General features: G+C 31.9%; 9 protein-coding genes. 8 read left to right on the forward strand and 1 reads right to left on the reverse strand.

The window, feature by feature from the left end:
* Positions 1–30 precede the first annotated feature (30 nt).
* The 3 genes from ACVC08_RS16425 (at position 31) to ACVC08_RS16435 (ending at position 4,702) form a co-directional block, all read left to right on the forward strand.
* Positions 31–3,315 carry a leucine-rich repeat domain-containing protein gene (locus ACVC08_RS16425; RefSeq protein WP_452602862.1) on the forward strand — a complete coding sequence of 1,095 codons (3,285 nt, stop codon included), beginning with the start codon at positions 31–33 and terminating at the stop codon, positions 3,313–3,315.
* A gap of 413 nt (positions 3,316–3,728) precedes the next feature.
* Entirely contained in the window at positions 3,729–4,199 is a 471-nt protein-coding gene (locus ACVC08_RS16430; protein ID WP_452602863.1) for a CYTH domain-containing protein, read from the forward strand.
* On the forward strand, positions 4,190–4,702 hold the full coding sequence (locus ACVC08_RS16435) for a YciI family protein (protein WP_452602864.1): 513 nt from the start codon (positions 4,190–4,192) through the stop codon (positions 4,700–4,702). Before ACVC08_RS16430 ends, ACVC08_RS16435 begins: the two co-directional genes overlap by 10 nt.
* Here ACVC08_RS16435 and hflX read toward each other — a convergent pair whose 3' ends face one another.
* On the reverse strand, positions 4,703–5,932 hold the full coding sequence (gene hflX / locus ACVC08_RS16440) for a GTPase HflX (RefSeq protein ID WP_452602865.1): 1,230 nt from the start codon (positions 5,930–5,932) through the stop codon (positions 4,703–4,705).
* 77 nt (positions 5,933–6,009) lie between these two features.
* On the opposite strand from hflX, the gene ACVC08_RS16445 reads away from it, so the two are divergent.
* The 5 genes from ACVC08_RS16445 to ACVC08_RS16465 all read left to right on the forward strand — a co-directional run bounded on the left by ACVC08_RS16445 (position 6,010) and on the right by ACVC08_RS16465 (position 15,571).
* Entirely contained in the window at positions 6,010–6,972 is a 963-nt protein-coding gene (locus tag ACVC08_RS16445; RefSeq protein WP_452602866.1) for an endonuclease/exonuclease/phosphatase family protein, read from the forward strand.
* A gap of 137 nt (positions 6,973–7,109) precedes the next feature.
* Positions 7,110–9,281: a hypothetical protein gene (locus tag ACVC08_RS16450; RefSeq protein WP_452602867.1), complete on the forward strand. Its 2,172-nt coding sequence runs from the start codon at positions 7,110–7,112 to the stop codon at positions 9,279–9,281.
* A 6-nt stretch (positions 9,282–9,287) separates the two neighbouring features.
* Positions 9,288–10,760, forward strand: a complete 1,473-nt coding sequence (locus ACVC08_RS16455) for a hypothetical protein (RefSeq protein ID WP_452599143.1) — start codon at positions 9,288–9,290, stop codon at positions 10,758–10,760.
* Positions 10,761–10,778: 18 nt separating this feature from the next.
* Positions 10,779–12,530 carry a hypothetical protein gene (locus ACVC08_RS16460; RefSeq protein WP_452602868.1) on the forward strand — a complete coding sequence of 584 codons (1,752 nt, stop codon included), beginning with the start codon at positions 10,779–10,781 and terminating at the stop codon, positions 12,528–12,530.
* Positions 12,531–12,709: 179 nt separating this feature from the next.
* Positions 12,710–15,571: a TonB-dependent receptor gene (locus ACVC08_RS16465; RefSeq protein ID WP_452602869.1), complete on the forward strand. Its 2,862-nt coding sequence runs from the start codon at positions 12,710–12,712 to the stop codon at positions 15,569–15,571.
* The last annotated feature ends 70 nt before the right edge of the window (positions 15,572–15,641 follow it).

Here is a 15,641-nt window from a genome sequence, read left to right on the forward strand (position 1 = left end):
ACCATATTAATCGATAATAAAAACCACCTTATGGCTACACCTCCACCTCCTGGATTTAAAAATGAATTAGAATATTTACAAAATACTTTAGAAGCAGAAATTCCAAAGAGTCAGTATCAATTGAATAATCTTGGCCAAATAGTATACTTGAAATTATCTGATATTGGCTTATACACTATAGATGCACTATCGCATTTAAAATCCCTTAAAGAACTATTAGTTGTAGGAAACTTGATATCAGATATAACACCATTAAAAAATCTGTCTAACCTAGAAGTATTGGATCTTAGTTATAATAAAATAACTAATTTAGAATCTATCTCAGGGCTGAAAAAATTAACTTATTTTCATGCAAGAGACAATCAAATTCAAGATATTGAACCACTCGAAAATTTAAAATTCTTAAATAACCTATCACTGTCTAGAAATAAAATTAGAAATCTAAATCCGCTTGAAAATTTGATTAAATTAAATCATCTTTTTTTAGGTAATAATCAAATTCAAGACATCAAACCGCTTAAAAACTTGAATCAATTATCGGTCTTAGAACTTGATAGTAATTATATAATGAGTATCGAACCTCTTAAAAACTTAATTAAATTAAGACAATTAACATTAGGTGACAATAAAATTTATAATATTGAAGCTCTAAACAATTTACACGAGCTTAACATACTATCAATTCCATTTAATCAAATATCTAATATTTTCCCTCTAGAAAGTTTAAGGTCGTTAACTCAACTGTCTCTTAACAATAATCAAATATCTTCAATTAGAGCTATTAGAGAATTAAACAAATTAACTCGTTTAATACTTAACAGCAACGAAATAGAGCATATTGAGCCTCTGAACAATCTAACTAAATTAATTCAACTATCTCTTTCAAAAAATAAAATTACAAAAATAGAACCGTTAGAAAATTTAAATAAATTAGGACAACTAGATTTATCTAATAATGAAATATCTAATCTTACTCCTTTAAAAAAACTACTTCATTTAAAAAGTTTAATTATTCGAGAAAATCCAATAGAAAACATTCCTACAAACATATTAAACAGCTCTGCACAAGAAATTATACGTTGGTTAAATGAAAACACAAACCAACCAGAGTATAAAAAACAGCTTTTAAAAGATATTAAAGTATTACTGTTAGGCAACACCAACATAGGCAAATCTAATTTATTATTTCTATGGCAACAACATTATAAAGCTATAGACGGCAGAACAAAATACCCAGAAAACAGTGACTCTACACATGGTTTGGTCTACGAAAGCTTTTCTAAAACAAAAGAGAGTACACAACTACACCTTTGGGATTTTGGTGGGCAAGACTATTTTCATGCCACACACCAGCTCTTTTTTAGCCCAGACGCCTTGCATATTATACTCTGGGCAAAACAACATCCTACCCGTAAGGCTAACGAGCAAGTGTTTCAATTAGATTATTGGCTCCGTTGTGCAGAGCAATTAAGCACTAGTAACAATGCTATAGAAACCGTATTAGTAGAAAACTATATAGACCTAGAAAACACTGACAGTACAGAATATTATACACACTTTCCAGAAAGTGCACATTTAAAAAAGTTTGCAGTGTACTCGCCTCACAATACAGAAGCTTCTAAACAATCCAAATCAAACTTTGTAATTAATACTTGCTCTGTGAGTTTACTAAAAAAACAACGTATTAATGGCTTATTCGAAATATTAGAAGAACGTATAGACCACATACAAAGCAAAAACAAATATCCTTCAATTTATATAGAGATTAGAGATAAACTGGCTAATTCCAATAAAACCGTTTGGACACTTAAAGATTATAAAACCGAGTTTAAAGAAACAGACAATACCATATTAAAAACACTACACCGAGCAGGTTGTATTTTGTACTTTCATGAGCAACTACCCAATATTATTTTTAATAAACCAGAAGCACTTTTAAATTTAATATATAAAGACATTTTAAATGAAAAATTACAAAAAGCCCATGGGAAAATTACTGAAGAAATTAAAAATGCAGGTAAAAGCAATAATTTAGGACTCACAGCTACAAACATAGAAACCCTGCTCGATTCTTTTAATTTAATATTTAAAACCAAAGGCAAAAAAGATAAACAATACACTTGGTACGTACCACAATATTTACCAGAAGCCGAACCGAGTTGGCTAGAATTACTAAAAAAATACACCTTTAGTTATGCTAATGTGGTAATCACTTCCGATCACTATTTAATGAATGTGATTCTGTTAGAAATTTTTCAAGAATACGGTGTCGAAATTAAGCGCAACGAAGACCAATCCTATATGTTTTGGCAAAATGGCTTAATTATAGAAAAGGACGAGCAATTGCTATTAGTAATATACGATAGACAGAACATGACATTACAATTGTACGGCGACCAACAAGGCAATAATTTAAAACTGCAAAAAGAAGTGGTCGATTTTGTTTTAAAAACAACAACTCCAGAAGAAAAAAATGTAATGGATTATCGCCATTCTGAAATTAAATTAGATGCAACCTCAAAAGGCGAAACATTTGATATACCAGATAAACATAAGGATAGAGATAGCTGGAAAAGCGATATCATAGACATTATGGTAAGTAAAGACGGTAAATATTACATAAACATTAACGAACTCTACAACAATGTAGAGAGTAAAATGTACACTGTAAAAGGTTATGATTATACAGATAATAGTAATTTTAAAACCTTTTCGGTATTTAGTTTTAATCAATATTTAGCAGACAAAGACCAAGGACAAATGAAAAAAGTAGCCATTAGTTATTCTAAAGACGATTTAACCTTAGTAAATGAATTTATAAAAAACCTAGTACCGTTACACGACGATGGTTTAATAGAAAACCCTTGGTATTGTTCGCAATTAGAGGCTGGTAGCGAATGGAACAAAGAGATACAAGATAAATTTAAACAAGCCAATATTATCTTTTTTATGGTAAGCCCAAATTTTTTAGCAACCAAATATATTAAAGAGCATGAAATTAAAACGGCCATTGCCAGACGCGAAAAAGAAATAGTAGATAATATATTACCGAGACAACAATTAAAAATAATCCCCATTATTTTAGATTTTTGCCGTTGGGACCGTAAAGACGACCGTTATAACTTAGGGAAGTACACTGCCTTACCTTATACAGCAAAACCTGTAGCAGATTTTAAAAACAAAAACAAGGCATGGTACATTATAGAAGAATGCATACGTACTGCAATAGAAAAAGATAACGACCCAGAATTTGACACCAACTTAAGTAAAGCCGTTAAAAAGATATATGAAGACATTATTAATAGTAAAGTTTAGAGTACAAATTTTAATGGTTCTCGATACTAAATTTCTAAAAAAAGGAATTTCACATGAACTGACGCTAGTACTTCAAAACTATCTCTATCCGTCACTTCGAGTGATTTGTGAGGTACGAGCAAATTGTATCGAGAAGTCTTAGTAACTATAACACAATATAACGTTCAAAAAACAAAATAGTTCTCGATACAAAATCCTAAAAAGGATTTCACTCGAACTGACGATAGTGCTTAAAAACAAACCCAAAACGTCACTTCAAGTAATACTGAGGCACGAAGCATTGTATCGAGAAGTCTTAATAGATTATAGTCGCGTACTTACGAGATTATTGTGGTTTCATATAAAATTAATAGATTTAGCATTAGATTTAGAGACTAATTAAAGAGAGACTTCCGTTTTCACGGAAGGCAAGCATGATAGAAATAGAACGTAAATTCCTAGTAAACTCTACAGCTTTTAAAGCCGAAGCTTTTAAAAGTACGCGTATTATACAAGGGTTTTTAAGCACAGACAAAGCACGTACCGTACGTGTACGCCTAAAAGGCGAACTGGGTTTTTTAACCATAAAAGGTAAGTCTACAAACGATGGCTTATCGCGTTTTGAATGGGAAAAAGAATTACCAAAACACGAAGCAGAAGCTCTTTTAAAACTCTGTTTAAAAGGTATTATCAATAAAATACGATACGAAATAAAAGTAGATAGCCATATTTTTGAAGTCGATGAGTTCTTTGGAGACAATAAAGGTTTAATCGTTGCAGAAGTAGAGCTAAACACAGAAACAGAAACGTTTACCAAACCCAATTGGTTAGGTAAGGAAGTAACTGGAGATATTAAATACTACAACTCACAATTAAGCAAACACCCCTATACATTATGGAACTAAATAAATACGTTATAATTGCTCTATTAAGTGCATTATGCTTTACAAGTTGCAAAACAGAACTTGAAAAAGAAACGACTATTACCGAAATAAAAGAAGAGGTCATAGAGAAAAAACAAACCACGAAACAACTTTTAGAAGAACTAAAAGCAAAAGGTTTTAAAACGTTTAATTATTATGACGAAACCCTTAAAGACACCGTTGTTATGCAACAGTATTTTATAGCCTTTTTAAAGCGTGGTAAAAATCGTTCGCAAAACAAAGAGGAAGCAGCTAAAATACAAGAACAACACCAAGCACATTTAGGTAAAATGTACGAGTTAGGTTATGCCGATATTTCTGGGCCAATGGGAGACGATGGCGATATTAGAGGCATTACTATTTACAACGTACCGACTTTAAAACTAGCCGATAGTTTAGCCAATGCTGATCCTGCTGTAAAAGCTGGAAGATTAGAAATAGAAATACACCCTTGGTGGGTTGGTAAAGGGTTTCCGTTACGCTAGTTACTCTTCTTCATTACCCATATCCTCATAATCATAATCTGGATATAAAAAATGGTTGTATGGAAAACGGGTTATGTGTATATCTCTAACCTCATCGTACACACGCTTTTTAAAATCTTCTAAGTTTTGTTTATTTATGGCCGAAATAAACAGGGCATTGTTTCCTATTTTATTCATCCAAGTTTTACGCCACTCATCTAAACTATAGTGTTTTTCGGTACGTTCTGCTATTAAATCGGTATCATCAAACGGTTCCGCTTCGTAAGCATCAATTTTATTAAACACCATTATGGTTGGCTTATCGGCACTTTTAATTTCACCTAAAATTTTATTTACAGAGGCAATATGATCTTCAAAATTAGGATGCGAAATATCTACTACATGTAGTAACAAATCGGCTTCACGAACCTCATCTAGAGTACTTTTAAAAGAATCGATCAGTTGTGTTGGCAACTTGCGGATAAACCCAACGGTGTCGGATAACAAAAACGGTAAATTTTGAATCACCACTTTTCTAACCGTTGTATCTAATGTAGCAAAGAGTTTGTTTTCTGCAAACACTTCACTTTTACTAACGGTATTCATTAAAGTAGATTTCCCTACATTGGTATATCCAACCAATGCAACACGTACCATTTTACCTCGGTTACCACGTTGCACAGACATTTGTTTGTCTATCGCTTTAATTTTCTCTTTTAGTTGCGAGATACGGTCGCGAACAATACGTCTATCGGTTTCAATCTCTGTTTCTCCAGGTCCACGCATTCCAATTCCACCTTTTTGTCTTTCAAGGTGTGTCCACATCCCTCGTAGTCTTGGCAGCAAGTATTGGCATTGTGCTAACTCTACTTGGGTTCTTGCATAGCTAGTTTGTGCACGTTGTGCAAAAATATCGAGTATTAAATTAGTTCTGTCTAGTACTTTACAGTTTAATATTTTACTTATGTTTCGTTCTTGAGAAGCCGACAACTCATCATCAAAAATGGCTGTACCAACATCATTATCCTCAATAAACTGGCGTACATCTTCCATTCTACCACTTCCTATATAGGTTTTAGGATTAGGCATGTCCATTTTTTGAGTAAATCGCTTTAAAACCTCTCCACCTGCAGTATACGTTAAAAACTCAAGCTCGTCTAAATATTCTTTAGACTTAATCTCATCTTGTTCTCTTGTTACTACTCCTATTAATACTGCTTTTTCTAAAGCTATATCTTTTTTTTCTAACATAAATAAATTTAAAGGACAAAGTTACATAATTGAAAGCAGATAAAATTTGCTATTTTTAGCCTTTTCAAACTTAATTGATGTTAAACCTCTTTAAATCGAAAGCTAAAAAGCATACGGTAGCTTTTTACAATATTGAAAACCTATTCGACATTTACGATGAGGAATTTACTCGCGATGACGATTTTGTTCCTACTTCCGATAAGCGTTGGACTATAAAACGCTACAGGAATAAACTAAAAAAAATAGGCTATGCTATTTCTAATATTGGAAAAAAAGAAACCAAAAAGCACCCTGCAATTATTGGTTTAGCAGAAGTAGAAAATGCCGATGTTTTAATAGATTTAGTACAATCTAAACACATAGAGGACTTTAATTATAAGTTTGTACACTACGACTCTAATGATGAACGCGGTATAGATGTCGCATTATTATACGACGACTCTGTTTTTAAAGTAGCATATTCTGAAACATTTTCTGTAGAATTAATTGAAGAAGATGGTACGGTAGATTACACTAGAGATATTTTATTAGTTAGTGGTTTGTTTGAAGGTTTAGAGCTTCATGTTATCGTTAACCATTGGCCATCTAGACGAAGTGGCGATGACCAAACCGAGCCAAAACGTATGGCTGCCTCACAAAAGGTTAGCTATATTATTTCAAAAATAAAAGCAAAAAATAACAATGCTAAAATTATTGTTATGGGAGACTTTAATGATGACCCAGCAAGTAATAGCATTAAATCTTTAGTAAAAACTAATGGTTTGTTCAACCCTATGGACACCCTTTTATCTCAAGACCGAGGTACAACAACTTACAGAAAACAGTGGAATTTATTCGACCAGATTTTAATAACACATAACTTCTTTGAACGTAAATCTAATAGCCTACGCTTTAAAAAAGCTAACATTTTCGACGAAGATTTTTTAAAGCTTTACGACGGTAAATATAAAGGCAGCCCGTACAGAACTTATGTAGGCAAACGATACAAAGGCGGCTATAGCGATCACTTCCCTGTATACATAACCATCTATAAAAAATAAAATCTAAAAACTTATTAATTAAGCTTTTAACCCTTAGTTAAACATTTTATTAAAAATAATAATGTATCTTTAGTATTCAAAAATAATACTTCCCTAGGTGTCTTGTATTAATAGCATAAAACAAGTACTTAAAGATTATGAATACACCTTCGCATAGAAAGCTTAGGGGTTATGCTTTTGATCCCTCTTTATCAATACGATTAGACACGCACAGTATTAACGAGATAATCTACCAAGTGCCTTGGGAGGATATAGATTATACAGACGGAACCTTAAGAGGCGAATACATAGAAGTTATTGATTACGATCCTACTGTAGGAGAGTTTTATGAAACTGTAGATTTTAAAAGCGAATCTTTTTTAGCTCAAAACGGACTATCTCCAAGCGAGAGTAACCCTAAGTTTCATCAGCAAATGGTTTATGCTGTTGTTATGACGACCATTAAAAATTTTGAACGCGCTTTAGGTAGAAAAGTACTTTGGTCTACCAGAAAACTAGAATACGACCCCGCACTAGGTAAAGATAAATACGAGGAATATATAGATAGAATACGTATATATCCACATGCCATTAGAGAGGCAAATGCCTATTACAGCCCACAGAAGAAAGCCTTATTATTTGGTTACTTTCACTCTAACCCAATAGACCAGGCAGACCAAATGCCAGGAACTTTAGTTTACACCTGTTTAAGTCATGATATTATAGCGCATGAAACCACTCATGCCATATTAGATGGGTTGCAACATCATTATAATCACCCTACAAACCCAGATGTATTGGCCTTTCATGAAGGATTTGCAGACATTGTTGCGCTATTTCAACATTTTTCATTTCCAGATGTATTAAAACACCAAATAGCTAAAACAAAAGGAGATTTATCTAGACAAAATTTATTAGGAGAACTAGCACAACAATTTGGAGTTGCTATTGGACATTATGGTAATTTAAGAGATGCCATAGGCGACATTAATGAAAATGGAGAATGGGAACCTAAAAAACCCAACCCAAATGAGTATAACGAAATTATGCAACCCCACGAAAGAGGCAGCATTTTGGTTGCTGCTGTTTTTGAAGCTTTTTTATCAATATACCAAAGGCGTATAGCAGATTTAAATCGAATAGCATCTAACGGAACAGGTATTTTACCAGAAGGAGAGCTACATCCCGATTTAGTAAATAGATTGGCTACAGAGGCCTCAAAAACAGCTCAACATATTCTACACATGTGTATTAGAGCTATTGATTATTGCCCGCCAACCGATATTACTTTTGGAGAATACTTAAGAGCCATAATTACCGCAGATAGCGACTTAGTAAGTTCCGACCCTTATGCTTATAGATTAGCTTTTATTGAAGCTTTTAAAAAACGAGGTATTTATCCTGTTGGTATAAACTCATTAAGTATAGAAAGTTTAAGGCATCCAAAAATTACTATCTCGGAAGAACCAGATTCACTTATTAAAATTATTGCTTCTTTTTTACGTAGTTATGCCAATAGAATAGCTTACCATACCCATAGAAAACATATTTATGAAATAACAACAGCAGTTATATCTGGAATACCACTAAGAGAAGATTCTGAAAGAGAATACAATAGAAAGATCAGGAGACAAAAAGATGATTTTAAAATACGAGCCGTTTCAGAATCTAAGGCTCCATATACTTATAATGAAAAAGTGGAAGCCTATTCAGAGCATTTACAGTATTTACGAAATATTATGGATATGCAATACTATGAACAAGTTATAGGCTTACACAAAAGAGTTAGTGTTAAATTCAACAAATTCTCCGAGTTTGTTGAATTAACAGGTCTCGTTTTTGGAGATAGCGGTAAGCGCTTTGGTATAAAAGACTCCTCTACAGATTATGGTAGAAATATGGCAGCATTTTCTATTCAAAACCTTCGTTTAGTCTCTAGAGTTGGCCCAAATGGTAACAAAGTAAACCAAGTTATTTTTTCAATTATTCAAAAATCTGCTGTAGTAATGAAAGATAATAAAGTTGTAAAACCATATACTAGCAACCTTAATAATAAGCCTAGTTTAAAGGATGGTGAAAAACTATTTTCTTACAAAGGTAGTTGTACCCTTATAATGGATTTAGACACTAGAGAACTAAAATACTCTATTAACAAACCTATATTATTAAAAACATCTAAAGGCATAGTACTTAATAAAAAGGAAATTGAAAAACAATGGTTATTTCAAAATGAAATTACTGTAAATGCCATGAGCGAATTTCAAAAATACTTTAGTGCGCAAATAAATGATAATGCTTTTGAGCCTTTTGCACTACTACACCAACACTAAAAAATTATGATTAATACTAAAACGATTACAGCTGTAGATGTTAGAATGTACGGTACAGGAACAGGAGATTGTTTTGTGCTAAAGTTTTTTTCTAATACATCTGCTATTTTTACAATGATGATAGATGGAGGCACTTGGAAAGGTACCAAAAAGCATTTAACACAATATGTTGAAGATTTAAAAGCATATGTTAATGGCCATATTGATTTATTAGTTATTACTCATGAACACAAAGACCATGTGTATCTTTTTAATGCGTGTTCAGATTTATTTATAAACGATTTTACCTTCGATGAAATATGGATGGCTTGGAGCGAAGATGAGCAAGATGATTTGGTAAAGGAATGGAAAGAAAAATTTGGACAAAAGAAAAAGGCACTCGCCATAGCTTCAGATGAAATAAACCTTAAATTAAAAGATACAGCATTAACCAACCAATTAAAAAGAGGGTTTAAAGGAGAAGAAATTGTAAACCGATTTAATAATTTTTCAGAATCTCTAAACGATTTTAAAGAACTTCATTTTTCGCCAGATAAAACAAAGAAATATAAAGGCGGTTTAAAGGGCATGGAAATAATAAAAAATGAGATTGCTAAAGACAATATTAGATATTGTAAACCTGGAGAAATAGAATCTATTACTAAATTACCAGGAGTAAAATTTCATATACTTGGTCCTCCAGAATCTATTAAAGCTGTAAAAAAAGAACATGGCAAAAAAGGAACTAACGATACTTACGAGCATAATAAGGTGTTAAAACGCAGCGATTCATTTTCGGCAGTAATAACAGATAAATCTTCTAGTGTTGGCCAATCGCCGTTCGATTCTAAATATAAAACCAATTGTACAAAAATTAAGGACTACTATAAAAAAGAAGATACTTTTTGGAGAACTGTAGATTTAGACTGGCTAGTAAGTGGTGCGGGTAATCTTGCGTTAAGAATTAACACTGGTATTAATAATTTAAGTCTTGCAATGGCAATTGAATTAGAAGACTCTAAAAAAGTATTGCTATTTCCTGGAGATGCAGAGTTTGGTAGTTGGGAAAGTTGGCATAACATAGATTGGGACAAAAAACCTGAAAATGGAAAACATTTAACCGAAGATTTATTAAATCGTACCGTTTTCTATAAAGTAGCACATCATTTAAGCCATAATGGCACAGCTAAAGACAAAGGATTAAAAATGATGACCTCTCCAGATCTTGTTGCTATGGCAACTTTAGACTTTAATGCTATTAGTAGTAATTGGAAATCGACAATGCCAAATAGAGGAATTTTAAAAGATTTAATAAATAAAACTAAAGGACGTTTAATTATCATGAACGAAAAAGATTTATTTTATGATTTTGATGAGAAAATTCCTCTAAGCCAAAAAATTAAAGAGGAGCGTTTAAGGTTAAACGAAAAACAACAACAAGCATTTAATGAGGCTTACACGCCAAAAAAACTATACAAACAATACAGAATAACCGTATAAAACTAAAACACTATTACAATGGCTACAGCAAATAAAAAACCCATTATAAATTGCCATACTCATATTTTTAAAGGGGAGCATGTGCCTCCTTATTTAGCAAAGGCATTTGTACCTTGGCCTTTTTATAAACTATTAAGTGTTCCTTTTATTTTATGGATATTTAAGCGTTTTATAACCAAAAAAAACAAAAAATATAAAGATCCATATATAGAGCAGCAAAGAAATAAAACTAAAACCAAAATAAAAGTACAGAGAAATATAGTGCTTAAAACCATAATTATGGTTTTAAAAACAGCTATTACTGTACAAGCTATTTTTATTGTATGTAATTGGTTAAAACTTAACACCAATAATAACTTTATCTATAAAATACAAAACTGGCTAACAGAACATAATTTATTAGTACCTCTAGACCATTTAATTATTACTATTTTAATTGTTGTTATAGTTATTTTATTTGTAAAATCTGGGCGAAACTTATTGTGGTTTATAGCAAAAAAGTCCATAAAACTACTCTCTATTTTACCAGGTAAAATGACTCGAGATTTAATTGATCGTTATATACTGCTTGGGCGTTTTACAATATATCAAAAACAAACCACTACGTTTTCTAAACTAGTACAGCAATACGATTCTGGTAGTAAGTTTATAGTATTACCTATGGATATGGAGTATATGGGCGCTGGGAAACTAAAAAAAGGCTACGAGTATAAAGACCAAATGCAAGAATTAGCAGATATTAAAAATAAAAGTAAAAATAAAGATGCTATTCTACCTTTTGTATTTGTAGAGCCTAGACGCATTGTAGAAGACAAAACACAACTAAAATATCACTTTAATGATAATACAGGAACTGTAACACTACAAGATTGTTTTATAAAAAGGTATATAGAAGACGAAAAATTTAGTGGTTTTAAAATATATCCTGCCTTAGGGTATTATGTCTTTGATGAGACATTATTACCATTATGGAAATATGCTGCAGATAACCAAATTCCAATTATGACGCATTGTATTAAAGGAACCATATTTTATAGAGGTAAAAAGAAAAAGGAATGGGATACACATCCAGTATTTGAAGAATACATTAGTCTAGAAAAAAAAGAGCGTGGTCCTCTATTACTACCTCAGTTAAAAAACATAGATTTCTCTTTAAATTTTACACATCCTTTAAATTATTTAGTACTACTAAAAGAAGAACTGTTAAGAGTTTGGGTTGGCAAGTGTTCGCAAAAAACTAAAGACCTTTTTGGTTATACAAACAGTAATACTAAACTAAAATGGGATTTATCGCATTTAAAATTATGCCTTGCTCATTTTGGGGGAGAAGATCAGTGGTGTAAATATTTAGAGTCTGACAGGTATAATTATACTGCAAAACTAAAAACAAACCCTGAGGCTGGTATTGACTTTATTAATACTAAAAATAAAGATGAAACAGAGATTAGCTGGAAAAAGCTAGAAGATTGCTGGAAACACGTGGATTGGTATTCCATTATATGCAGTATGATGCTGCAACACAAAAATGTCTATGCAGACATTAGTTATATTTTATATAATGAAGCCATTTTTCCGTTATTAAAAGAAACCATTAATCACCCAAACTTAGGTGACAAAGTATTATTTGGAACCGACTTTTTTGTAGTACGTAACCATGCATCAGAGAAAGGTCTGGTATCTAAAACATTAAGTAACTTATCTAATGAAGAATTCGATAAAATAGCACGAGAAAATCCAAGTAATTTTATAAAACCAACAGAAAACCTCTAGTATAATCATATCCATATTATAATAATTAAACTAGTTTAAATAAAAAATTAACATTCTTAACATTCACCTTACATTTTAGAGTTCTTTTCATAATTTATTCTTAACATCTAAATTTTTACAAATAGTAAAACAATATATTTATTTGCGTTGTAATTTTTAATAATTGTAAATAAATTATAATGAACACTAAAAGAACACTGTTATTATTTTTAATAACTTTAGGTATATTTTATAAAATAACTGCTCAAAATGGAACGCTAACTGGTACAGTTAGTGATTCTAGTTTCCCTTTACCTGGAGCTTCTGTATTAATTCCTAATACAATAAAAGGCACCTCAACAGATTTTGATGGTAAATTTACACTAAACAATTTACCATCTGGTGTAATCACCATTGAGGTTTCCTATATAGGATTTAATAAAAAGAGTATTGAAGTTACTATTAAAGACAACGAAAATACAGATTTAGGAATAATAAATTTAACACCTTCATCTGAACAGTTAAACGAAATTGTTTTACAAACAGGAACAAAACGAAATAGCGAAGCTAGAGCATTAAATATCCAGAAAAAATCTTTAGCGATTTTAAATGTAATCGCTGCAGACGGTATTGGAAAACTACCAGACAGAAATGCTGCCGAAACTGTACAAAGAATACAAGGAGTCTCTATTGAAAGAGATCAAGGAGAAGGACGTTTTGTATCTGTAAGAGGTTTACCTCCTTTCTGGTCTTCTACAACAATAAACGGTAATAGATTGCCTACCGCAGAAGAGGAAACAACGACACGTGCAACAGCTTTCGATTTTTTCCCATCTGAAATGATTGCTTATGTTCAAGCCGCAAAAGCAATAACTCCAGATATGGAAGGAGATGGCATTGGTGGTTCGGTTAACTTTATAACTCAAACTCCTCCCACTAAAGAAACATTATCGGTAACCATAGGTACAGGAACAAATGTAAAAGCAGAAAAAGCAAACTATAATGGCTCTTTTACATACGGAAACCGTTCGGAAAATGGAAAACTTGGTTTTTTAGTAAATATATCTCATTGGAATCGAAATTGGGCAACAGACAATTTTGAAGCACGAAGAAAAGGAGACCAAGGCGTTTTTAGGTTAGAATTAAGAGATTATACAGGGCAAAGAGAAACAACAGGAATTAATACTGCTTTAGACTACAAATTAAACGCTAACAATACTTTAAATTTTAAAGGAGTATATGGCACATTAGTAGATGAAGAAACTCATTATAAGCATAGAATTCGTTTTGATAAGTATGATGAAGCAAATAATACAACCCGTATTGAGCTACAAAATATTAACAACGAATTAATAACCGAATTAACCGCTTTAGATTTTGGAGGAGAACATAAATTAGCTAATGGTTCTGGCACCTTAGATTGGAACATTGGAACTTACGAAAATGAGTTTAGATACGGAAACATACCAAATGCAGAAGACAACAGTTATTTTGTTTTAAAATTTAATCAATCTGGTGTTGGCATTAAACCAGCTTATGCTATATCTAGGCCAGATGGAGCAGATGACCACAGAGCATATTGGAAAGCGGATGGAGGACCTTTAGACTTTAACAATCCCGAGTCTATTTTTAATGTGTTTTCAGACTCTAATTTTAAGCTAGATCCAGCACAACAATCATTAGCTTCAGACGGATTAAATTTTTATAAAGTATATGTAAATGAAAAAGATAAAGTTGTATTATCTATAAATTATAAACATGATGTAAATGATATATTTTCTTTAAAATTTGGAGGAAAATACAGAGATAAAGAACGTATTGCAGAATATGGAGATTATTTTTACACGTTTAATCAAGATGTAACTTTAAATGATTTATCTCAATATTTAATTGAACAACCAGGCAAGTCAGATTTCCTAAAAGAACTTACTGGTAACGCCTCTAACGCTTTTAATCAGGTTTTATCTACAGCTGGAATGAGTGAGTTTTATAACTTAAATCAAGGTGGTTTTTCTTTTATCCTAGGAGATTCAGATGCTTTAGCTTCTGGCGGAGGATTATCTAGAAACTTTACAGTAAATGAAAAGCAATATGCTGCCTACGGAATGGCTACTATTAAACCATCTGAAAAACTTACAATTGTTGGTGGCGCGAGGTTAGAGGTTACTAAAACTGATGTAAAAGGCTTTTCTTATGATGAGGACAACGAACAACTTAATAGAGTAAATAACAAAAAATCATATCATGCTTTCTTACCCATGTTACATGTAAAAATGAAGCTTACAGATAAAAGTAATTTGCGTGCTGCAATTACAAGAACATTTGCAAGGCCAAATTTTGGAGATATTTCTCCAGGTGTATCTTTTAGTGAAGCAGACAATGAGGCTCAAGGTGGTAACCCCAACTTAAACCCAACATTTTCATGGAATGGTGATCTTCTTTTTGAACATTATTTTTCAAACGTAGGTATCTTTAATGCTGGAGTATTTTATAAAAAGCTAAAAGATCCTGTCTTTTCATCTACCTCCTTTATAAATACTATAGAAACTAAAAGGCCAGAAAACGGTGGAGAAGCCTACATTGCTGGGTTAGAATTAGGAGCAAATATTCGTTTCGACATCTTTGCTAAAAAAGGGTTTTTAAGCAAATTAGGTGTACAAACTAACGCAACATTTATGGATTCTAAAATGACGATTCCTAATGGAGATGTTAACGGAAACGATCGTGAAATTAACACACCTTATCAAGCCAAAAAACTATATAATGCTCAGCTATATTATGAAGATGATAAATTAAATATAAGAGCTGCATTTAACCATAAAGGCAAGTACATTGTAGATTTTGGAAACCAAGATATAAACGATGAGTATTATGGTAAATATTCTACTCTAGATTTATCTGCTTCATTACAATTAAATAAAAGATTTTCGCTGTTTTTAGATGTTAATAACATTTTAAACGAGCCTTTAATTTATCACTATGGCGAAAACGATACAGCAAGACCAAAACAAGTTGAATATTACGGTGTAAAAGGAAGTTTTGGTATTAAATACAACCTTTAACACAAATTAGTCTTTTTTAATTAAAGTTGTTTATTAATAGCTCTCTGTAAAAGGAGAGCTGTTTTACTAT

This window comes from Pontimicrobium sp. MEBiC06410 (assembly GCF_053601615.1).